The organism is Clostridioides sp. ZZV15-6388 (genome assembly GCF_020657755.1).
Taxonomy (GTDB): domain Bacteria; phylum Bacillota; class Clostridia; order Peptostreptococcales; family Peptostreptococcaceae; genus Clostridioides.
The window spans coordinates 45,871-67,723 of sequence record NZ_JAGWCU010000001.1; the positions used below are offsets into that span (position 1 = coordinate 45,871).

The window sequence follows — 21,853 nt, forward strand, 5'->3', positions numbered from 1 at the left end:
ACTGGATAAAATTTAATCGTTTATGAAAATATTAAATAATATATGCAAATAAAACAAAAAATGGTATCTCAATTACAATCTAAAAAAATCATTTTGAGATACCATTTAATAGCAAATTTACATAGAAATTAAATATTTCATACTTTAAATTTATTTTAATAAATATTTAGAGATAGAAGGTTTACTTATCTATGTTTTTTATGTAACCTCTTTTTTCTAGTTTTTTTATATGTTCTTTGCGTATTTCATCAAGATTAATACCATATTGCTCTTCTAGTTTAAACATCATAGTTACACATGTTTGAGCCACATCCATCAATTCTTTAGCAGTTTTCTTTATAATATCAACTTCATCTAAGTCATTATTTTCTCCACTTAGATTTCTGAATTTGCCTATACATTCAGCTAATTCGCCTTGTTCTTCACCCATTTTGATAAATGTAGACTCCAGTGTTGGGTCTAAATTATTAAGTTCTGGTAAAGATATAGTTTTTAGTTTCATAAAAAGCTCCTTTCAAATTATATATTTATACTAAAATACTATAACAAAAATAATGCTAAAAAGAAACTTTAAATTCAACATAAAAACTCATATATATAATAAAAATAGTGAAATAAATCTATATTTGTCTTAATACAGCTTCATATAGAACTTCTCCAATAGGTCTATTAATTACAAGAGATGCAGATTTATCATAAACGGTGTTTGCTTTATTAATAAGAGCAATATATTTACCTTTGTAATAATCTATAAAACTAGCTGCTGGATATACAGCTAATGATGTACCTCCTATAATCAGTAAATCAGCATTACTTATAGCAGAAATTGTCTTGGTAATAATATCACTGTCAAGAGCTTCTTCATAAAGCACTACATCAGGTTTTACTATAGAGCCACAATCATCACAATGAGGAATATTACCTCCTAGATTTAGCATAGCTTCTAAATCAAAAAATTTACCACAGTTAGTACAGTAATTTCTATGTACAGAACCGTGAAGTTCTAAAACATTTTTACTTCCAGCCATTTGATGAAGCCCATCAATATTTTGAGTTATAACAGCTTTAAGTTTGCCCATTTCTTCTAGCTTTGCCAAAGCTATGTGGGCATTATTAGGTTTTGCATTAGGATATATTAGTTTGTCTTTGTAGAATTCAAAGAACTCCTCTGGATATTTAACAAAGAAAGTATGTGAAACTAATTGCTCAGCAGTAAATTGTTTATTAAGTTTTTGACTAAAAAGTCCAGTAGAGCTTCTAAAATCTGGTATATTAGATTCAGTTGAAACACCTGCTCCACCAAAAAATACTATATTATTATGATTAGATATTAAGTCTTTTAGGTTATTTGCATCCATAGTCTACACCTCCAAAATTATTATATATAGATTGTACTACATAATATAAAGTTTATGTTACTTTATTAGATTCTGAGTATTTTCTTAATGTTTTAAAAATCAATTTAAAGAGTGGGTATAAATAAAATTATACGAGCTAAAAAAATTTATATTTTTCAATATATAAATATATAGATTAAAATCAGAAATAAAAATAAAGAAAGTATAAATAAAATGTATACATAATATAAATAGACAATATTTACTAAAATCATAAGTTGTCGTATAATTATATTAAAATTGTTTTAGTGTTAAAAGAAGGGCGGGGGAAGTAAGTGAAGAAAAGAGCAGCTTTAGCAACATTAGCTGTATTACCATTAACTATGGTAAATGCACATGCTGATGGAGAAATAGGTATAGTGACTATAAATTATTTAAATGTAAGAAATGAACCAACTGCCGAAAGTAGTATATCTTTTGTTGCTAAAAAAGATGATAAAGTTTTAATAAAAGACTCTTCTAATGGATGGTATAAAATAAAAGCCGAATCTGGACAAGAAGGTTGGGCTTCATCAAAATATATAGCAAAATCTAATGGTGATTTTTTAAGAACATCTACAAATAAAGAAAAACAAGTTACTTCAAATAGTTTAAATATGAGAAATGGAGCAGGAACAAGCTATAGAGTTATAACTGTATTAAAAAAGGGACAAAAAGTAGAAGTAATATCAGAAAGTAATGGCTGGTCAAAAATCAAATATGATGGAAGACTAGGTTATGTATCGAGTTCTTATCTAGGAGATGTATCAAGCTCAACTAATAAATCAAAAACTAAGCAGGTAAATACAACTTCACTAAATGTAAGAAGTGGTCCAAATACAAGCTATGGTGTATTAGGTAAGTTACAAAAAGGAAGTAAGGTAGAAGTAATATCAGAATCTAATGGCTGGTCAAAAATAAAGTATAATGGAAAAGATGGATATGTATCTAGTATGTATTTATCAGATGCAGGTCAGAGTGATACAAATGATTCTAGCCAAGATACTGATAAAAAAGATACTAATAAATTTGTAAATACAGCTTCTTTAAATGTACGAAGTGGTCCAGGTTCTACATATAGTAAATTAGGAAAGGTCTATAAGGGAAGCAAAGTAACTGTGATATCAGAAAGTAGTGGATGGGCTAAAATTAATTTTAATAATAAAGAAGCATTTGTTGTGGGAAATTATCTATCTGATTCAACAGATACATCAAATAATAATACAAATAATAATAACTCAAATAACAATTCCAACAATAATGGAAATAATGATTCTACAACATCAGGACAAGTAAATGGTATGGCAAATATAAGTGGGGCTAAGATTGATTACAAATCTCTAAGCTATACGTTAGCTTCTCATATAAGTAAACAAGTTGAGAAAGCAACAGCAGGAGGGAATGTAATAGCTCCAGGTAATAGAAAAAGTACTCCAAGTCCTGAATTTAGTACATTTTCAGCACAAAGAACAAGTTCATTTGTAAATGCTAGTTCAAGTGATATAGAATATTATTTAAATCCTAAAAACTTTACAAATACTACAAAAGGTATGATGCAATTTTTGAAGATTAATAGTTATAGAAGTGGTATATCAGAGTCAAGTTTAAATTCGTACCTTAACGGATTATCTTCTAGTGTATTTAAGAATCAAGGAGCTGCATTTATAAACGCTGCTAAGAAGTATAATATAGATGTAGTATATCTAGTATCTCATGCTATGTGGGAAACTGCTTATGGTAAATCTACACTTGCACAAGGTCAGACATTGACTTCTTATAAAGGTCAAGCTCTTAGCAAGCCAGTTAAAGTGTATAATTTTTTTGGAATAGGAGCAATAGATAAAAGTGCTAATGTTTCAGGAGCAGAGGCAGCATATTCTAATGGATGGACTAGTATTGAAGCTACAATAGATGGTTCTGCAAAATGGATATCTCAAAACTATGTAAATAGTTCTAAGTACAATCAAAATACTATTTACAAGATGAAGTGGAATTATGATTATACATGGCACCAATATGCAACTGATGTAAATTGGGCTAATGGAATTTCTGGAATTATGGAAAATTTAATTGGCCTTTATGGTGGTGGAAGTAGTTTAGTCTTTGAAGTACCACAATATAAGTAATACATAAGTAAAAAAATATAGACTATGGGTAGTTTTTCATTTTGTTTAAATTATCTGTAGTCTTTTTGTATATAATTTACTAGATATAAACCTTAATATTAGTAAAATTTTTATGTTATAATATTAATTCTAAGTAAATATAAGTGAGTAATAGATAGAAATAGAGAAAAAGTGGTAATAATATATATATAATGTTAGGAAAGGAGGATATAAATGGAAAGTGTTAAGGAATATTTAGATAAATTAGAAATTAATAACAGTGGCCTTGGAAAACAACTTAAAGAAGTTTACATAAATAGAGTAGTTTATTTTAAAGAAAATAAAATTGTTTACTTTTACCTAACGTCTAAAGAGATTGTTTCCCATGAACTTTTAGATAAATTTAGAGAAGAATTGATGTATAAGCTTGATTATTTTAAAGATATAAAGATGAAAATAAGATTTACTGGGTTTGAAAGAAAATCTAACAAAGATGTCATAAAAAAATATTGGAATAATATCTTGTATATATTAAAGTACTTGTGTCCGTCCATTGCAGGATGGTATAAGCAAGTTGAATTTCTTTGTTTAGATGAAGAATTAAAAATAAAACTCCCAAAGGGTATATTTTATGAGAGATTAATAAGAAAAAATGTAGTTCATGTACTTAAAACTGTTCTTAGTGAAGAATTGGGATTGGACTTAGATATAACTATTGAAAAAGCTGTTGATGAAAAGGTAAATGTAGAAAGACTCATAAGAATAAATGATAGAGAAATGGAAGAAAAAATTAGAGCATTGGAAATTGGACAAATTAATAAGTGTGAAGAAAATGAAGAAGAAGGTTATGTTATTAAATCAGAAGTTGATGAAAATTTAGTCTATGGAGATAATGCAAATGCTATGATTGAAAATATATCTGGATTAAATGCATCTTCTGGAACAGTTGCAGTTGTTGGGGATATATTTGATGTTGAGACTAAAGAACTTAAAAATGGAAAAATACTTATGATAGCATCGATTACAGATTATACTAGTTCAATAAGTTGTAAGCTATTTTTAACAGATACCAATAAAGATGGAGTACTTGAAAATGTTAAAAAAGGAGCTTATTTAAAACTTAAAGGTGACATAGTTTATGATACATATCAAAGAGAAATTAGTATGATGATTAGTGGAATTAGACAAGAAAATAGACCAGAGAGAAAAGATATTTCAGAAGAAAAAAGGGTAGAACTTCATGCACATACTCAGATGTCCTCTATGGATGCTATTTGTTCTGTTAAAAAACTTGTAGAACGTGCAGCCCAATGGGGACATCCAGCGATTGCTATAACAGACCATGGTGTTGTACAGGGATTCCCAGATGCTATGAATGCTGGTAAGGCAAACAACATAAAAATACTTTATGGAGTAGAAGGGTATTTAGTTGAAGATGATTCTCTTATTATAGAAGATGCAAATGATAAAGAACTTTCTCAGACGTTTGTTGTATTTGATATAGAGACTACTGGATTTTCTAATACAAATGATAAAATAACTGAAATTGGTGCTGTAAAAATAGAAAATTTTAAAATTGTAGATAGATTTAGTGAACTGATAAATCCTGAAAAAGATATTTCGTATAAGATACAAGAATTAACGGGAATAACTAATGAATTGATTAAAGACAAGCCAACTATTGAAGAAGTTCTTCCAAGATTTATGGAGTTTGTTGGAGATAGTGTACTAGTTGCACATAATGCAGAGTTTGATACTGGATTTATATCACAGAAGTGTAGAGAACAGGGGATAATGTATAATCACAAAAAGGTAGATACACTTATGTTAGCCAGAGTAATGCTTCCAAAGTTAAAAAGACATAGGTTAAATGTTGTTGCTAAAGAGCTTGGCATACCTCTTTTAAACCATCATAGAGCAGTTGATGATGCAGAGGCAACTGCACTTATATTTAATAAATTTTTACAGATGCTTACAGAAAAAGGTGCAAAAACTTTAAGTGATGTGAATAATATTCTTGGAAAAATTGATTATACAAAGCTTAGTACAAATCATATAACTTTGATAGCAAAAAATTCTGTAGGTATAAAAAACTTATATAAAATAATTTCAGATGCACATGTAAATCATTTTTTTAGAGCACCAAGAATCCTTAGAAGTATTTTAAATGAGTATAAGGAAGGTCTCATAATTGGTTCAGCTTGTGAAGCAGGAGTTGTTTTTCAAGCTGTAAAGAAAAATGTACCTGATAAAGAAATGAAAAAAATAATAGATTTATATGATTATATAGAAGTGATGCCTATAGATAACAATAGGTTTATGATTGATAAAGGAGAAGTAAAGGATGAAGAAGAGCTAAGAGAATTAAATAGAAAATTAATTGATACAGCTAAGAGGTTTAATAAAATTCCAGTAGCTACTGGAGATGTTCATTTTTTAGATAAACATGAAGCTGTTTTAAGAAAAGTTCTAAAGTATTCTCAAGGATTTAAGGTAGATGAAGAAGAGACTTATTTACATTTTAGAACAACAGATGAAATGTTGGAGGAGTTTAGTTATCTTGGAGAAGAGTTAGCATATGAAGTTGTGGTTGAAAATAGTAATTTGATTGCTGATATGGTTGAAAATATAAAACCTATACCAGATGATACATATCCACCAATTATAGAAGGTTCAGATGTAGAATTAAGGGAAATGTGCTATGAAAAAGCTAAACGGATTTATGGAGAGCCAATACCAGAAATAGTTCAAAAGAGATTGGATAGAGAATTAAATTCAATAATAAGTAATGGATATGCAGTTATGTATATCATAGCTCAAAAACTAGTTGCAAAATCTCTCTCAGATGGATATTTAGTTGGTTCAAGAGGTTCTGTTGGTTCGTCATTTGCAGCTACTATGAGTGATATAACAGAAGTTAATCCTCTACCAGCGCACTATATTTGTGAAAATGAAGATTGTAAATATTCCTTTTTTTATGAAATAGGTGAATGGGGGTCAGGTGTTGACTTGCCAGATAAGGATTGTCCAAAATGTGGAAGAAAACTTGCTAAAAATGGTCATGATATTCCATTTGAGGTCTTCTTAGGTTTTGAAGGTGATAAAGAACCAGATATAGACCTAAATTTCTCAGGAAATTATCAGCCTACAATCCATAAATACACTGAAGAATTATTTGGAGAGGGATATGTATATAGAGCAGGAACTATAGGTACTGTAGCAGAAAAAACAGCTTTTGGATATGCAAGAAAATATGTAGAAGAAAATAATATAAGTGTACCAAATGCAGAGGTACTAAGACTTTCAAATGGGTGTACTGGTGTAAAAAGAACTTCAGGACAGCATCCTGGTGGAGTTATGGTTATACCAGACTATAAAGATGTATATGATTTTACACCTATACAATATCCAGCAAATGATACTTCTTGTGGTGTTATAACTACTCACTTTGATTATCATTCAATAAGTGGTAGGATACTTAAACTTGATATACTTGGACACGACGGTCCTACTATCATAAGAATGCTTGAAGATATTACTGGAATAAATATAACAGAAATTCCTCTAGACGATGAAGAAACTATGTCTTTATTTACATCTACAGAAGCGTTAGGAGTTACACCAGAAGAGATAAATTGTCCTATAGGATGTCTTGCTGTACCTGAATTTGGAACTAAGTTTGTACGACAAATGCTTCTTGACACAAAACCCACTATGTTTGCAGAGCTCGTACGTATATCTGGTCTTTCTCATGGTACAGATGTTTGGGTAAACAATGCACAAGATTTAGTTAGAGAAGATATAGTGGGATTAAAAGATGTTATATCTACACGAGATGACATAATGAACTACTTAATATTTAAAGGCTTACCTCCTAAGATGAGTTTTACAATAATGGAGAGTGTAAGAAAAGGGAAAGGTTTGAAACCAGAACATATTGAAGAAATGAAGAAAAATAATGTTCCAGAATGGTATATAGGTTCATGTAAAAAGATTAAATATATGTTCCCCAAAGCACATGCGGTTGCTTATGTTATGACCTCATTTAGAATTGCATATTGTAAAGTACATTACCCAGAAGCCTTTTATGCAACTTACTTTACTACAAAGGTGGAAGATTTTGATGCAGATTTAATTGTTAAGGGTTTGGATACTATAAAATCAAAAATAAATGAGATTGAATCATTGGGAAATGATGCAACTACAAAGGAAAAAGGTATGTTGACTGTATTAGAAGTTGCTCTTGAAATGTATGCAAGGGGGATAAAGTTGTTACCAGTCGATATATATAAATCAGATGCAAGTGACTTTATAGTTGTTGGAGAAAAAACATTACTTCCACCAATGGCAGCAATACAAGGCCTTGGAGGAAATGCAGCTTTAAATATTCAAAATGAAAGAAAAAATGGTGAATTTATATCAAAAGAAGATTTAAGAAAGAGAGCAAAAGTATCAAAAACAGTAATAGAAACACTTACTAATCATGGCTCACTTGAAAATATGAGCGATGAAAACCAATTGTCTCTGTTTTAGGTTAGTTTAAAAAGTTGCAAATAAAAGAATTTTATGATATCATAGTATAGAAAATAGTATACTTTGCAGAAACTAAGAGTGAGACAGCTGTTCTCACTCTTTTATTTTAAATATATTATTAAGAACTAGTTTAATTTTATTGAATACATTTAATTTAAAAATTATTTAATAAAATTAAACTAGTCATTTACAATTGAATAGGAGGTAATTTAATGAAAAAAGATTTAGAAGCAGCAATTGAAGAAATTGTAACTAAAATAACGGATGAACATGGATTTGAAATGGTTGATGTTGAATATGTAAAAGAAGTGGGAGAATACTACTTAAGAGTATACATAGATAAAGAAGAAGGAATATCTTTAAACGAATGTGAATTAGTTAGTAGAGAACTAAGCCCAATATTAGACGAAAAAGACCCTATAAAAGAGAATTATTTTTTAGAAGTATCTTCTCCAGGGCTTGATAGGGCATTAAAAAAAGACAGAGATTTTGTTAGATACCAAGGTAGAGATGTAGATTTAAAATTATATAAACCATTAAATGGATGTAAACAATTTGAAGGTGAACTTGTAGGATTAACAGAAGATAATAATATAAAAATCATTATAAATGGTGAAGAAATGGAATTTAATAGAAAAGATGTTGCTATTGTTAGATTAGCAATAAAGTTTTAGTGGTATATTAAATAGGGAGGAAATAAAAAATGAATCATGAATTTATGGAAGCACTAAACGAATTAGTAGTTGATAGAGGTATAGATAAAGAAATACTTATAGATACTATAGAGCAAGCTCTTTTAACTGCATACAAAAAAAACTTTGGTTCAGCACAAAATGTTAGAGTTGAGTTTGATAGAGACAAAGGAGATATAAAAGTATTTTCTCAAAGAGTAGTTGTCGATGAATCAGACCTATATGATACTTTCTTAGAAATAGAGTTAGCAGATGCTAGAGAGATAAACCCTAATTATGAATTGGGTGATATTATAGAGCATGAAGTTACACCTAAAAACTTTGGAAGAATTGCAGCTCAGACAGCAAAACAAGTAGTTGTTCAAAGAATAAGAGAAGCTGAGAGAGAAATAGTGTATAATGAATTTATAGAAAAAGAAAATGAAATAGTTACAGGAGAGGTTGCTAGAGCAAATAAAAATATTGTTTATGTAAATCTTGGAAGAATAGAAGGGATAATGACTCAAAGTGAACAAATCCCATTTGAAAATTACAAAGCAGGTCAAAAAATAAAATTCTATATACTTGAAGTTAAAAAGACTAACAAAGGACCTCAAATAGTTGTATCAAGAAGTCATCCAGGTCTAGTAAAGAGATTATTTGAAGAAGAAGTTCCTGAAATATATGAGGGTATAGTTCAAATAAAATCAGTGGCAAGAGAAGCTGGGTCAAGAACTAAGATGGCAGTAAGATCTATAGATGAAAAAATAGACCCAATTGGAGCTTGTGTAGGTCCAAAAGGACTTAGAGTAAAAAATATAGTGGATGAACTTGGTGATGAAAAAATAGATATAATAAAATATAGTGAAAATCCAGCAGAGTTTATATCAGCAGCACTTAGCCCATCAAAAGTTGTTAAAGTAGATATAAATGAAGATGAAAAATCTGCCTTAGTTATTGTTCCAGATTATCAGTTATCACTTGCTATAGGTAAAGAAGGTCAAAATGCAAGACTTGCAGCAAAATTGACAAACTGGAAGATAGATATTAAGAGCGAATCTCAAGCAGAACAAGAAATGATAAATCTTGAAAATTCCAAAGAAATAGAAGATGAGGGTATTAAAGCTGAATTTATCAATCAAGATGAGTTAGATGTCTCAGATGATAATTTCAAAGAAGAAGAGTAAGGAGGGATGGCTTTGAAAAAAGTAAAAAAAGTGCCTCAAAGAAAATGCATAGCATGTCAAGATAGAGACTCTAAAAAAGAGCTTATAAGAATAGTTAAAAATAAAGAAGGAAAAATATTTTTAGACCAAACAGGAAGAGCTAATGGAAGAGGAGCATATGTATGTAAAAGCTCTGAATGTCTAAAAAAAGCTATAAAAAGCAAAGCATTAAATAAAGCTTTTAAAATTGATGTTCCTGATGAAGTCTATGATAATCTACTTATGGAGTTAGAAGAATATGAAAAATAATAAAGAAAAGATACACTCGTTCTTAGGGCTCGCAACTCGTGCAGGGAAAATAGTGTCTGGTGATGATTCAACTTTGCTTGACTTAAAAAAAGGAAAAGTAAAATTAATTTTAATTGCAGAAGATGCATCAAATAACACAAAAAAACTTTTTAAAGATAAATCAACTTTTAGAAATATTCCATATCTATTTTTTTCAACAAAAGATGAAATAGGATTTGCAATAGGAAAATCTCCAAGAGCAGTCGTAGGAATAAAAGATGAAAATTTTGCTAAAAAGATAATTGAACTAATAGAAATTTAAAATAAAATAGGGGGTGATCTTGTGTCAAAAACAAGAGTATACCAAATAGCAGAAAAATTAAATATATCAAATGAAGAGCTTATAAATAAGTTAGCTGAATTAGATATTAATGTAACTGACAAAGATTCAGTATTAGAAGGTGAAGCGTTAGAATTAGCACTTGAAGTGTTAAGTGAAGATTCATCTCAAGAAAATGAAAATGTTATAGAAATAGATGGACAGTTGACAGTACAAGTATTAGCAACTAAATTAGATAAATCTCCATCAGAAATAATTATGAAGCTTATGAAAATGGGAACTATGGCAACAATAAATCAAGAGATAAATTTTGAGATTGCTGCTTTAGCTGCCAAAGACTATGGATTTGAATTAACAGTAGCAGAAAGTGATGATACAGAAGCTTTAGAAATAGAAGCTTTAATGGAAATTGAAGAAGATAATGAAGAGGATTTAAAATCTAGACCACCAGTTGTTACAGTTATGGGACATGTTGACCATGGTAAAACATCTTTACTAGATGCAATAAGAAAAACTGATGTAATTTCAGGTGAAGCTGGAGGAATAACTCAGCATATAGGTGCTTCAGAAGTTAAAATCAATGACAAAAAAATAGTATTTTTAGATACACCAGGACATGAGGCTTTCACATCAATGAGAGCAAGAGGAGCACAAGTTACAGATATAGCAATATTAGTTGTTGCAGCAGATGATGGTATAATGCCTCAAACAGTAGAAGCAATAAACCATGTTAAAGCAGCAGGAGTACCTTTAATAGTTGCTATAAATAAAATAGATAAACCAGGTGCAAACCCAGATAAAGTTAAACAAGAATTAGCAGACCAAGGATTATTAGTTGAAGACTGGGGTGGAGAAGTAATAGCAGTTCCAGTATCAGCTAAGAAAAAAGAAGGAATAGATACACTTTTAGAAATGGTATTGTTGGTTGCTGAAATAGAAGAATTAAGAGCAAATCCAAATAAAAGAGCAGTAGGAACTGTTATAGAAGCTGAGCTTGATAAGGGAAGAGGTCCAGTTGCAACAGTACTTGTTCAAGGTGGTACTCTAACAGTAGGTGATCCAATCGTTGCAGGTGTTGCATGTGGTAAAGTTAGAGCTATGATAAATGCAAAAGGTAAAAGAGTTAAGACAGCAGGACCATCTACAGCAGTAGAAATATTAGGGCTATCAGAAGTTCCACAAGGTGGAGACCAATTCGTTGAGGTTCCAACAGATAAAATTGCTAGAAGTGTAGCAGCAAGAAGACAACAATTAGCTAGAGATGAGATGTTAAAATCAACTCAAAGATTATCACTAGATGCTTTATTTAGTCAAATGAGTGAAGGTGCTATAAAAGACCTTAACATAGTTATAAAAGCAGATGTACAAGGTTCAGTACAAGCAGTTAAACAATCTTTAGAAAAATTATCAAATGAAGAAGTACAAGTTAAAGTAATACATGGAGGTGTTGGAGCTGTAACAGAATCAGATATATTACTTGCAGCAGCTTCTAATGCAATAATAATAGGATTCAATGTAAGACCAGTTCCAGGCGCAGAATCTCTAGGAGAAAAGGAAAATGTTGATATAAGAACATATACTATAATATACAAGGCTATAGAAGATATACAAGCTGCTATGACTGGTATGTTAGACCCTGAATATGTTGATGAAGAAACAGGAAAAGCTGAAATAAGAGAAATATATAAAATATCTGGTATTGGAACAGTAGCTGGATGTTATGTAACTAATGGTAAAATATTTAGAAACTGTAAAATAAGATTAGTTAGAGATAGTATAATAATACATGAAGGTGAACTTGCAGCACTTAAGAGATTTAAAGATGATGTAAAAGAAGTTAATTCTGGATACGAATGTGGTATGAGTTTTGTAAATTATAATGACATAAAAGAAGGCGACATAGTAGAAGCTTATATAACTAAAGAAGTAGAAAGAAAATTATAAATTCGTATCAAAGAAAATCAGTTAGTAAAGAAGGTCGATGGTATGGCATCATATAATAGAACAAGAAGAATTGCAGAAGAAATAAGAAAAGTAGTAAGCACTATGCTTATAAATGGAGTAAAAGACCCTAGAATAACATCTTTGGTAAGTGTAACTGATGTAGAAGTTACAAATGACCTAAGATATGCTTATGTATATGTAAGTATTCTAGGTGGAGATGAAGAATCTACATTAGCAGGACTTAAGAGTGCTGGAGGGTATATAAGAAGAGAAGTAGGAAAAAATATAAAGCTTAGATATATTCCTGAGATAATATTTAAACTTGATGATTCAATAGAAAAAGGAATGTATATGGATAGCCTTATAAAGAGAGTAAATGAAAAAAATACTCAAAAAAATGAGGATGAAAATTATGATGAATAATATTGATAGTATTATAAATTATATATATGAGGGTGACTATTTTATAGTTACCTCTCATATTAGTCCAGATGGAGATAATATTGGTTCAACACTTTCAATGTATTATACACTAAAAAGTTTAGGGAAAAATGTATATTATGTACTTGATGATGAAGCCCCATTGAATTTGAAGTTTTTAGTTGAAGGTGTAGAAATTTATAAGTCTCATGAATTTGATATAAATAAGTATTCTCTAATTGCACTTGACTGCGGAGATAAGATGAGAATATGTGTAAGTGATGAAATCAAAAATAATGCATCAAAAGTAATCTGTATTGACCATCATGCTAGTAATGATTCATATGGAGATTTAAACTATGTAGATATTGATGCATCTTCTACTTGTGAACTAGTGTATAATTTATTAGTTAGATTTCAAGAAATAAAAGACATTAAGATTATGAATAAAGATATAGCAACATGTTTATATACAGGTCTTGTGACTGATACTGGAAATTTTTCCTATTCAAATGTGCATGCAAGTAGTTTTGAGATGGCAAAGAATTTACTTGTTTTAGGTGCAGAAAAAAATACTATAATACAAAATATATATCAAAGTAATTCTTCTGATTATTACAAATTATTAGGTGAAGCTTTAAAATCTTTGGAGATATTTGATTCAAAGGTATCTAGTATAATTTTAACTCAGGATATGATGAATAGGAATAACATGAGTTTCAATGATGTTGATGGTATAACAACATATACTAGAGATATAAAAGGTATTGAAGTTGGAATTTTATTTAAAGAAAAAAAACAAGATGAAATTAAAGTGAGTTTTAGGTCAAAAAATTATGTTGATGTAAGTGAAATAGCTAAAGTATTTGGTGGCGGTGGTCATATAAGAGCTGCTGGATGTACTATCAAAGATAGTATTGATAATGCTAAACAAATGGTATTAGAGGCAGTGTTAAAATCAATTTAAGGTGACAATAAAATGAATAAGATTATAAATATATTGAAACCCACAGGTATGACATCTCATGATGTTGTAAGTAGGGTAAGAAAGATTTTAAATATGAAAAAAGTTGGGCATACAGGTACTCTTGACCCAGATGCATCAGGTGTTTTACCAATATGCACAGGAAAAGCTACAAAAGTATGTGAACTTATTTTAAACAAAGATAAATCGTATATATGTGAACTTACTTTAGGTATAAGTACAGATACCTATGATTCATCTGGAGAAATTATAAAAAAAATTGATGATTTTAAGTTAAGTAATGAAGATATAGAAAGAGCTTTTGATACACAAAAAGGTGAAATAGACCAACTTCCTCCAATTTACTCAGCTTTAAAAGTAAATGGAAAGAGAATGTGTGATTTAGTAAGAAGTGGTAGAGGCTCTGAGATTACTTTAAAAACTAGAAGAATAAACATAAAAGATATAAAAATCCTTAGTATAAAAGGTAATAAAGTAATGTTTTATGTTGAATGTTCTAAAGGGACTTATGTGAGAAGCATTTGCCATGATATAGGAGAATATCTAGGGTGTGGAGGACATATGTCATTTTTAAATAGAACATCTTCTGGTAAATTTAACTTGGAAAATTCGATAACTCTAGAAGAATTAGAATTATTTTATGCAAATCAAACTCTGGATAAACACTTATATGATATAGATTATGTATTGGATTCGTTTAATTATGTTGTATTAAACCCTAATGCTATAAAATATTATAGTAATGGTGGTTCAATAGATGATAAGAGATTTTTAAAGAATAATCTCAGTAAAGATGATGAATTTGTAAGAGTATATAGTAAAGATAACTTCTTAGGATTAGGAAAATTATCAAAACATAATAATACAGTAAGTGTTAAAAGTGATAAGATGTTTATATAATCAATGTATTTGAAAAACACCAAAAGAGATAGTGCTATAATAACTTCTATAGTCTATCTCTTTTACTTATGCTATAATAGTTTGTGAATAAGTTAAGAGTAAATTATAATTTTAGCGGGGAAAATTTATTATGGTGATTATAAAATCTATAGCAGAAATAGCAAACATAAAAGAAAGTGTCATTACTATAGGGAACTTTGATGGCATACACAAAGGACATCAAGTTCTTATAAAAAAAGCAGTTGAATATGCAAAAAAAGAAAATATACAGAGTATTGTATTTACATTTGCAAATCATCCTGTAAACTACTTTAGACCAAACTCAACAAAAAATATTATAAGTAATGAGGACAAAATAAATTTATTAGAAGAATTGGGAATAGATATAGTTGTAATTATACCATTTGATGAGTATATGACTAAAATACCTGCAAATGATTTTGTAGAGGAGATACTAGTAAAAAAATTAAAGGCTAAAAAAATAGTGATTGGACATGACTTTACGTTTGCCAGAGCTAAAGAAGGGAATGTCAATCTATTAAAAAGCTTAGAAGATGAATTTGGTTTTGAGGTGGAAGTAATAAAACCAATCAAAATAAATGATGTAAGAGTGAGTAGTACTTATATTAGAAGTTTAGTATCCCAAGGTGATATGACTAATGTTAAAGAGTATTTAGGCCGTAATTACAAGTTAGAAGGGTGTGTTATACATTCTAAACACCTTGGAAGAACTATGGGATTCCCAACAGCAAATATTGACCTTAAGAATAATATGCTCGTTCCAAAGAGAGGTATCTATGCTTCTATTGTACATATTGGAGATGAGGTTTATTTTGGTGCTACAAATGTAGGTTATAACCCGACAGTTAATGGAAAATCTTTGTCTATTGAAACAAACATTTTAGAATTTGACAGAGATATTTATGGTAAAAATATAATTGTTGAATTTTTGGAAAGAATAAGGGATGAGAGAAAATTTAATTCAATAAATGACTTAAAAAATCAATTGTCTAATGACACAAACTATGTATATGAAAACTATGTTTGCAAAAACAAGTAATGTATGATAAAATGATTAAGGAAAATAACCATTACTCAGCTTTTGAATACTCCAATCAATGCTTAGTAATAGGCGTTTCTAAAAAAATACGGAGGTAATCTAAATGATAAACAAAACAGAAATAATCAAAGAATATGGAAGAGTTGAAGGAGATACTGGTTCTCCAGAAGTACAAATAGCTTTATTGACAGCTAGAATAAATGATCTAAATGGACATTTAAAAACTCATAAGAAAGACCACCATTCAAGAAGAGGACTATTAAAAATGGTTGGTAGAAGAAGAAACTTATTAGCTTACTTAAAAGAAAAAGATCTTGAAGGATATAGAGCATTAATAGCTAAATTAGGATTAAGAAAGTAATTTCATTCTTTATAAAAAAGCAGGTATAGTGTATACCTGCTTTTTTATAGTTAATTTATTATAGAGTAAAATAGTTAATAATAAAAGTAATTTATACATTATAAAAAATTATAAAATGAATAATATTGGGTAAGAATATAAGGTAATACATAATCAATTAAAAAGGAAAGACAAGATAAATATAGAAATTTTATACTATAATATTTAGTTAGAATAAGGAGGAAATTATTTTGAAAATAAAGTTAGTATGTGATAGTTTGTGCGATATTCCAGATGAAATATCAGAGAAAGATTGTATAGAAATAGTTCCACTTACAGTTATTTTTAATGATAGAGAATATATAGAAGGAGTGGATATAGATAAAGAAGAGTTTTACAAGAAAGTAAAAGAAATAAAACAAATACCTAAGACTTCACAAGCTACATATATGGAGTTTAAAGAAGTATTTGATAAGTTTATAGAAGAGGGATACCATATAATCTGTTTAACAGGCGCATCAAATGCTTCAGGAACTTTTCAAAGTGCCGTAATAGCTAAAAATGATATGAATGAAAAAGAAAAAATACATATATTTGATACTCGAAACTTATCACTTGGTAGTGGGCAATATGTTATAAAGGCCTGTGAACTTGTTGAAGAAGGTTTGGGGTTTGAAGAAATAATAAATGAGTTAGAAAACATTCGTAGCAGTATAAGATTACTTTTTGCTCCATATACCCTTGATTTCTTAAAACAAAGTGGAAGGGTTCCAGTAGCAACTGCTTTAATAGGAAATATGTTGAATATAAAACCTATATTTTTCTTTGATAATGGGGAAGCTAAGTTGGTAAACAAGGTTAGAGGAGTAAAAAATATAGCAAGTAAACTAGTAGATATAATTTTAGAAATGAATGAAGGGTCTTTAGAAGGGAAAATAGTAACAATAGGTTGTGGAGATAATCTACATGATTATGAAATATTAAAAGAAGAAGTAAATAAAAGAATAAAAGCAAGAAGAGTCTTGTTTACTAGAGGTGGAGTTTCTATTTGCTCTCATACAGGGCCGGATATATTAGCTATAAGTTGTTCTAATTAGCAGAAATATAAGCTTCTTGCATATATAGGCAAAGATAATTTTTATATTGTTAATTTATAGTATTTTTGATAATATAGTAAATAGAGTGATATACGTGTTTTTAATAAGAGGAGGACAAGCATTAATGTTTGAACATAAAATATTTAAAATGGATTTCGCAGGGAGAGAACTTTCTGTAGAAATAGGAAAAATTTGTGAAATGACTAACGGTAGCTGTATAGTTAGATACAGCGACAGTATGGTAATGGTAAATACAACTAAGTCAGCTAAGCCTAGAGACGGAATAGACTTTTTCCCTTTAAGTGTAGATTATGAAGAAAAATTATACTCTGTAGGTAAAATACCTGGAGGTTTTTTAAAGAGAGAAGGTAAGCCTTCAGAAAAAGCGATACTTACATCAAGATTGATAGATAGACCAATAAGACCATTATTTCCAAAAGGATTTAGAAATGATGTTCAGGTAGTTGCAACAGTTTTATCAGTAGATCAAGACTGCACACCAGATATAGTAGCAATGATAGGTTCATCTATAGCACTTTCTATATCAGATATACCATTTAATGGCCCAACAGGTTCAGTATGTGTTGGTCTTGTAGATGGTGCATTCGTTGTAAATCCAAATGCAGAGCAAAGAGAGAAAAGTTCAATGCATCTAGTTGTTTCAGGTACAAAAGAAGCAATAATGATGGTTGAAGCTGGAGCAGATGAAGTTCCAGATGATATAATGCTAGATGCTATTTTATTTGCTCATCAAGAAATAAAAAAAGTGGTTGAATTTATAGATGGTATAGTTGCAGAAGTTGGAAAAGAAAAAATTGTTGTTGAATTATACCATGCAGGGGAAGAAATAACTCAATTGGTTCGTGAATTTGCAACTGCTAAGATGAAAGATGCAGTTCAAACTTTTGAAAAATTAGAAAGAATGGAAAAGATGGATAGAGTTAAAGAAGAAACTCTAGCTCATTTTGAAGAAACTATTGAAAATTTTGAAGAACTTATTGGTGATATAGAGGAAGTATTACAAGATATAATAAAGGAAGAAGTAAGAAAACTTATAGTGCATGAAAATGTAAGACCAGATAATAGAAAATTAGAAGAAATCAGACCTATATGGTGTGAAACTGGTATGATACCTAGAGCTCATGGTTCAGCTATATTTACTAGAGGACAAACTCAAGTACTTAATGTAGCTACTTTAGGTGCTTTAGGAGATGTTCAAAAGTTAGATGGATTAGATGAAGAAGAAAACAAAAGATATATGCATCACTATAATTTCCCAGCATATAGTGTTGGAGAAGCTAGACCATCAAGAGGTCCAGGTAGAAGAGAAATAGGACATGGTGCTTTAGCTGAGAGAGCTTTATTACCAGTGATACCATCTCAAGAAGACTTCCCTTATGCTATTAGATTAGTTTCTGAAGTATTGAGTTCAAATGGTTCTACATCTCAAGCGAGTGTATGTGGTTCAACATTATCTCTGCTTGATGCAGGTGTACCTATAAGAGACATGGTTGCAGGTATAGCAATGGGACTTATAAAGCATGATGGCAAGGTAGCAGTGCTTTCAGATATACAAGGTATGGAAGACCACTTAGGAGACATGGACTTTAAAGTGGCTGGGACAGAACATGGTATAACTGCAATACAAATGGATATAAAAATAGATGGTATAGATAAAGAAGTTCTACAACGTGCCTTAAAACAAGCTAAGGAAGGTAGAATCCATATACTAGGAGAAATGAGAAAAACTATATCTCAACCAAAACCAGAGCTTTCACCATATGCACCTAAGATTGTTAAAATGCAAATAAATCCTGACAAAATAAAAGATGTAATAGGACCTGGTGGAAAGATAATAACTAAGATAATAGATGAAACTGGAGTTAAGATAGATATTGAACAAACTGGAGAAGTATTCATATCAGGTATTGAAATTGATATGATTAATAGAGCTCAAGAACTTATAAATAATATAGTTATTGAACCAGAAGTAGGAAAAACTTACAAAGGTAAAGTAAGTAGAATAATGAATTTTGGAGCATTTATTGAAATACTTCCAGGAAAAGAAGGATTACTTCATATATCTCATATAGCTCATGAAAGAGTCGCTAAGGTTGAAGATGTATTAAATATAGGAGATGAAGTTGAAGTTAAAGTTACAGAAATAGATGAAAAAGGAAGAGTTAACTTATCTAGAAAAGTTCTTTTACCAAAACCAGAGCATAAAAATAAATAATATATTAAATAATTAAAGGCAAAATCTTAGGGTTTTGCTTTTTTTATTGTATAAATATACTTAGTACAAATATTTGAGAAGTTTAAGTGCTAAATAATTAAGTATCATTGCGAATATATAATCTCTTATTATAATATTTTATTGCTAATGTGATAATGACTATTAAACATCATGTTAATATTGATTTTATTGACAATATATGGTAAATTACTAATAGTGTTAGCAATTAAGGAGGTGATAATGTGGACTATATGGAATTAGCACTTGAACTTGGAAAGGTTAAGACGTTGATGGTAAAAATACCACATAAAGATAAAATTGCAGATATACAAAGTGGTGAAAAATTTGTATTGGGTTATTTATCTAAAAACAATAAAAAAGTAAACCCAAAAGAAATAAGTAGTACTATGAATGTTAGTACTGCTAGAATGTCTGCTATTCTTAATCAGTTAGAATCAAAGGAAATGATTGAGCGCTGTGTTGACCCACAAAATGGTAGACAGACACTAGTTCAATTAATGCCTAAGGGAATACAACAGCAGAAAATAAATGAAAAAGAATTTTTAGAGTATACAGTTGAATTTTTAAAAGCACTAGGTCCAGAAGATGCTATTGCTTATATACGTATTCAAAAAAAGATTATAAAGTTTTTTGAAGATAAAAAATAAAGATATTTCTTAAGCGTTGCTAATAAAAACAGAAAGAAGGTAAAGACATGAATTTAAATAAGCAATCTAGAAATATGATTTTTGCTGTACTATTGATTGGATCTATAGTTGGCTCATTACTTCAGACATCTCTTACTACTGCATTGCCAGTTATGATGGGGGATTTAAATATATCAGCCACAACAGCTCAATGGCTTACTAGTGCATATACACTTGCTATGGGAATTATGGTTCCTGCCACTGCATTTTTGATTAGGAGATTTCCAACAAAACCACTTTTCATTAGTGCTATGAGTCTTTTTGCGGTAGGATTGTTGCTTTCTGCTAGTGCATCTTCATTTACACCTCTTTTGTTTGGACGTATATTGCAAGCAATGGGTAATGGAGTGTTGCTATCTATGACACAAGTAATAATTTTAACAATTTATCCTGCAGAGCAAATGGGTTCCATAATGGGTATATACGGCTTGGCTGCTGGGGCTGCTCCAATATTTGCGCCAACTCTAGCAGGAATTGTCATTGATATTTTTAATTGGCAAGCTATTTTTTGGTTTTCTTTAGTTATAAGTATTATTGATATTATTATAGCATCTAGAGTGTTACAAAATGTAATAGAGACAAAAAAACAATCATTTGATACGTTTTCTATGATTTTATGTGCAGTAGGATTTAGTGGTCTTTTGATTGGACTTGGGAATATTGGAACAACTGAGTTTTTCAGTATAAATATTGCTTTACCATTATTTGTAGGTATAGTATCAATTATAGCATTTTCTTTGCGTCAGATTCACTCAAAAGAGCCATTCCTAGAACTTCGTATTCTTAAGAATAAAAGTTATAGACTTGCTGTAATTATAAGTATGCTTCTATATGTTGTAATGATGGCAGGTTCCACTTTAATTCCAATATATATCCAGACAGTAAGAGGATTTTCAGCAACTAAGTGTGGTCTCATTATGATGCCAGGTTCTCTTGTAATGGCACTTATAAGTCCTTTTGCAGGTAGATTTTATGATAGGTTTGGAATACGAAAGCTAGTTGTATGTGGAAGTATATTCTTGGCAATAAGTTGTCTTGGTGTATCTTTTGTAGGAAAAGATACTTCAATATTGTATATCTCTGCTTTTTATATTATACGTCTGATAGCTATTGGATTAATTATGATGCCTATTGTTACTTGGGGAATGAGTGTGCTTGGGGAAAAAAATATTGCTCATGGAACAGCATTACTTACTTCACTGCGTACAATAGCTGGTGCTATTGGCTCAGCAGTTTTTGTTGCAGTAATGACAACTGCTACAGTAACATCACGAGGTATGACAAATACTACAGCAAATGTATTTGGAATAGATGTTGCATTTATTTGTATTTCAATTGTTGCAGTAGTTCAGCTTTTAGTGGCTCTCTTTTTTGTAGAAAGAAAAAGTTTAAAGAAATCAACAAATTAAAGATTATTTATAGATTTCAAAAGTACAATTACATAAACATATTCTAGTTATTATAATATATTTTCAAGTATGAAATTAAACTTTTGAACATGAAATAAAAAGCCTCTGTTACTCTTTCTAACAGAGGCTTTTTATATAAAATGTATTACATACTATTGTATTAAAAGTAACAGTAGAAAGTACTGTAGGAAATTCTAAAATGATAGGAAAAGTAAAGAGCTAATTAAAAAGCTGTTTAATAATATAGGTTTATTTAAGAGATTTTTAATAGAATTT

At 29.8% G+C, this 21,853-nt stretch carries 18 protein-coding genes; 16 read left to right on the plus strand and 2 right to left on the minus strand.

What is annotated here, in order from left to right:
- Positions 1 to 181: 181 nt before the first annotated feature.
- Entirely contained in the window at positions 182 to 502 is a 321-nt protein-coding gene (locus tag KGF48_RS00220; RefSeq protein WP_009905401.1) for a MazG-like family protein, read from the minus strand.
- 118 nt (positions 503 to 620) lie between these two features.
- Positions 621 to 1,358, minus strand: a complete 738-nt coding sequence (locus tag KGF48_RS00225; protein WP_227839938.1) for an NAD-dependent protein deacylase — start codon at positions 1,356 to 1,358, stop codon at positions 621 to 623.
- A gap of 314 nt (positions 1,359 to 1,672) precedes the next feature.
- Between KGF48_RS00225 and KGF48_RS00230 the strand changes: the two genes are divergently transcribed.
- The 16 genes from KGF48_RS00230 (at position 1,673) to KGF48_RS00305 (ending at position 21,577) form a co-directional block, all read left to right on the plus strand.
- Positions 1,673 to 3,502, plus strand: coding sequence for an SH3 domain-containing protein (locus KGF48_RS00230; protein WP_227867623.1), 1,830 nt, complete (start codon positions 1,673 to 1,675; stop codon positions 3,500 to 3,502).
- A 213-nt stretch (positions 3,503 to 3,715) separates the two neighbouring features.
- Positions 3,716 to 8,014 (plus strand): PolC-type DNA polymerase III, encoded by a 4,299-nt coding sequence (locus tag KGF48_RS00235; RefSeq protein ID WP_227867624.1) that lies wholly within the window; start codon positions 3,716 to 3,718, stop codon positions 8,012 to 8,014.
- Between the two features lie 212 nt (positions 8,015 to 8,226).
- Entirely contained in the window at positions 8,227 to 8,688 is a 462-nt protein-coding gene (gene rimP / locus KGF48_RS00240) for a ribosome maturation factor RimP (RefSeq protein WP_227867625.1), read from the plus strand.
- A gap of 29 nt (positions 8,689 to 8,717) precedes the next feature.
- The gene (nusA, locus tag KGF48_RS00245; RefSeq protein ID WP_227839931.1) at positions 8,718 to 9,872 is read left to right on the plus strand and encodes a transcription termination factor NusA; all 1,155 of its coding nucleotides are present in this window, start codon (positions 8,718 to 8,720) and stop codon (positions 9,870 to 9,872) included.
- A 6-nt stretch (positions 9,873 to 9,878) separates the two neighbouring features.
- Complete coding sequence (gene rnpM, locus KGF48_RS00250) at positions 9,879 to 10,160, plus strand: RNase P modulator RnpM (RefSeq protein ID WP_227839927.1); 282 nt, start codon at positions 9,879 to 9,881, stop codon at positions 10,158 to 10,160.
- Positions 10,150 to 10,461, plus strand: coding sequence for a L7Ae/L30e/S12e/Gadd45 family ribosomal protein (locus tag KGF48_RS00255; protein ID WP_227434219.1), 312 nt, complete (start codon positions 10,150 to 10,152; stop codon positions 10,459 to 10,461). The genes rnpM and KGF48_RS00255 overlap by 11 nt, the downstream gene beginning before the upstream one ends.
- Positions 10,462 to 10,482: 21 nt before the next feature.
- Positions 10,483 to 12,423: a translation initiation factor IF-2 gene (gene infB, locus KGF48_RS00260; RefSeq protein ID WP_227839923.1), complete on the plus strand. Its 1,941-nt coding sequence runs from the start codon at positions 10,483 to 10,485 to the stop codon at positions 12,421 to 12,423.
- A gap of 42 nt (positions 12,424 to 12,465) precedes the next feature.
- Entirely contained in the window at positions 12,466 to 12,846 is a 381-nt protein-coding gene (rbfA, locus tag KGF48_RS00265; RefSeq protein ID WP_227434221.1) for a 30S ribosome-binding factor RbfA, read from the plus strand.
- Positions 12,839 to 13,810 (plus strand): DHH family phosphoesterase, encoded by a 972-nt coding sequence (locus KGF48_RS00270; protein ID WP_227827195.1) that lies wholly within the window; start codon positions 12,839 to 12,841, stop codon positions 13,808 to 13,810. Before rbfA ends, KGF48_RS00270 begins: the two co-directional genes overlap by 8 nt.
- Before the next feature lie 12 nt (positions 13,811 to 13,822).
- The gene (gene truB / locus KGF48_RS00275; RefSeq protein ID WP_227867626.1) at positions 13,823 to 14,728 is read left to right on the plus strand and encodes a tRNA pseudouridine(55) synthase TruB; all 906 of its coding nucleotides are present in this window, start codon (positions 13,823 to 13,825) and stop codon (positions 14,726 to 14,728) included.
- A gap of 130 nt (positions 14,729 to 14,858) precedes the next feature.
- Positions 14,859 to 15,788 carry a bifunctional riboflavin kinase/FAD synthetase gene (locus tag KGF48_RS00280; RefSeq protein ID WP_227867627.1) on the plus strand — a complete coding sequence of 310 codons (930 nt, stop codon included), beginning with the start codon at positions 14,859 to 14,861 and terminating at the stop codon, positions 15,786 to 15,788.
- Between the two features lie 103 nt (positions 15,789 to 15,891).
- Entirely contained in the window at positions 15,892 to 16,149 is a 258-nt protein-coding gene (gene rpsO / locus KGF48_RS00285) for a 30S ribosomal protein S15 (protein WP_227434225.1), read from the plus strand.
- A gap of 230 nt (positions 16,150 to 16,379) precedes the next feature.
- A complete protein-coding gene (locus tag KGF48_RS00290; protein ID WP_227827198.1) occupies positions 16,380 to 17,225 on the plus strand; it encodes a DegV family protein in 846 nt (281 codons plus the stop codon).
- 124 nt (positions 17,226 to 17,349) lie between these two features.
- Entirely contained in the window at positions 17,350 to 19,461 is a 2,112-nt protein-coding gene (pnp, locus tag KGF48_RS00295; protein WP_227827199.1) for a polyribonucleotide nucleotidyltransferase, read from the plus strand.
- A gap of 251 nt (positions 19,462 to 19,712) precedes the next feature.
- Complete coding sequence (locus KGF48_RS00300; RefSeq protein WP_227827475.1) at positions 19,713 to 20,129, plus strand: MarR family transcriptional regulator; 417 nt, start codon at positions 19,713 to 19,715, stop codon at positions 20,127 to 20,129.
- A 47-nt stretch (positions 20,130 to 20,176) separates the two neighbouring features.
- Positions 20,177 to 21,577 carry an MDR family MFS transporter gene (locus KGF48_RS00305; RefSeq protein ID WP_227867628.1) on the plus strand — a complete coding sequence of 467 codons (1,401 nt, stop codon included), beginning with the start codon at positions 20,177 to 20,179 and terminating at the stop codon, positions 21,575 to 21,577.
- The last annotated feature ends 276 nt before the right edge of the window (positions 21,578 to 21,853 follow it).

What these genes read in the sequence shown, in the direction of transcription:
- KGF48_RS00220 (WP_009905401.1), bottom strand. Translation starts at nt 502, where the DNA reads ATGAAACTAAAAACTATATCTTTACCAGAACTTAATAATTTAGACCCA.
- KGF48_RS00225 (WP_227839938.1), bottom strand. Translation starts at nt 1,358, where the DNA reads ATGGATGCAAATAACCTAAAAGACTTAATATCTAATCATAATAATATA.
- KGF48_RS00235 (WP_227867624.1), top strand. Translation starts at nt 3,716, where the DNA reads ATGGAAAGTGTTAAGGAATATTTAGATAAATTAGAAATTAATAACAGT.
- rimP (WP_227867625.1), top strand. Translation starts at nt 8,227, where the DNA reads ATGAAAAAAGATTTAGAAGCAGCAATTGAAGAAATTGTAACTAAAATA.
- nusA (WP_227839931.1), top strand. Translation starts at nt 8,718, where the DNA reads ATGAATCATGAATTTATGGAAGCACTAAACGAATTAGTAGTTGATAGA.
- rnpM (WP_227839927.1), top strand. Translation starts at nt 9,879, where the DNA reads ATGGCTTTGAAAAAAGTAAAAAAAGTGCCTCAAAGAAAATGCATAGCA.
- KGF48_RS00255 (WP_227434219.1), top strand. Translation starts at nt 10,150, where the DNA reads ATGAAAAATAATAAAGAAAAGATACACTCGTTCTTAGGGCTCGCAACT.
- rbfA (WP_227434221.1), top strand. Translation starts at nt 12,466, where the DNA reads ATGGCATCATATAATAGAACAAGAAGAATTGCAGAAGAAATAAGAAAA.
- KGF48_RS00270 (WP_227827195.1), top strand. Translation starts at nt 12,839, where the DNA reads ATGAATAATATTGATAGTATTATAAATTATATATATGAGGGTGACTAT.
- truB (WP_227867626.1), top strand. Translation starts at nt 13,823, where the DNA reads ATGAATAAGATTATAAATATATTGAAACCCACAGGTATGACATCTCAT.
- KGF48_RS00280 (WP_227867627.1), top strand. Translation starts at nt 14,859, where the DNA reads ATGGTGATTATAAAATCTATAGCAGAAATAGCAAACATAAAAGAAAGT.
- rpsO (WP_227434225.1), top strand. Translation starts at nt 15,892, where the DNA reads ATGATAAACAAAACAGAAATAATCAAAGAATATGGAAGAGTTGAAGGA.
- pnp (WP_227827199.1), top strand. Translation starts at nt 17,350, where the DNA reads ATGTTTGAACATAAAATATTTAAAATGGATTTCGCAGGGAGAGAACTT.
- KGF48_RS00300 (WP_227827475.1), top strand. Translation starts at nt 19,713, where the DNA reads ATGGAATTAGCACTTGAACTTGGAAAGGTTAAGACGTTGATGGTAAAA.
- KGF48_RS00305 (WP_227867628.1), top strand. Translation starts at nt 20,177, where the DNA reads ATGAATTTAAATAAGCAATCTAGAAATATGATTTTTGCTGTACTATTG.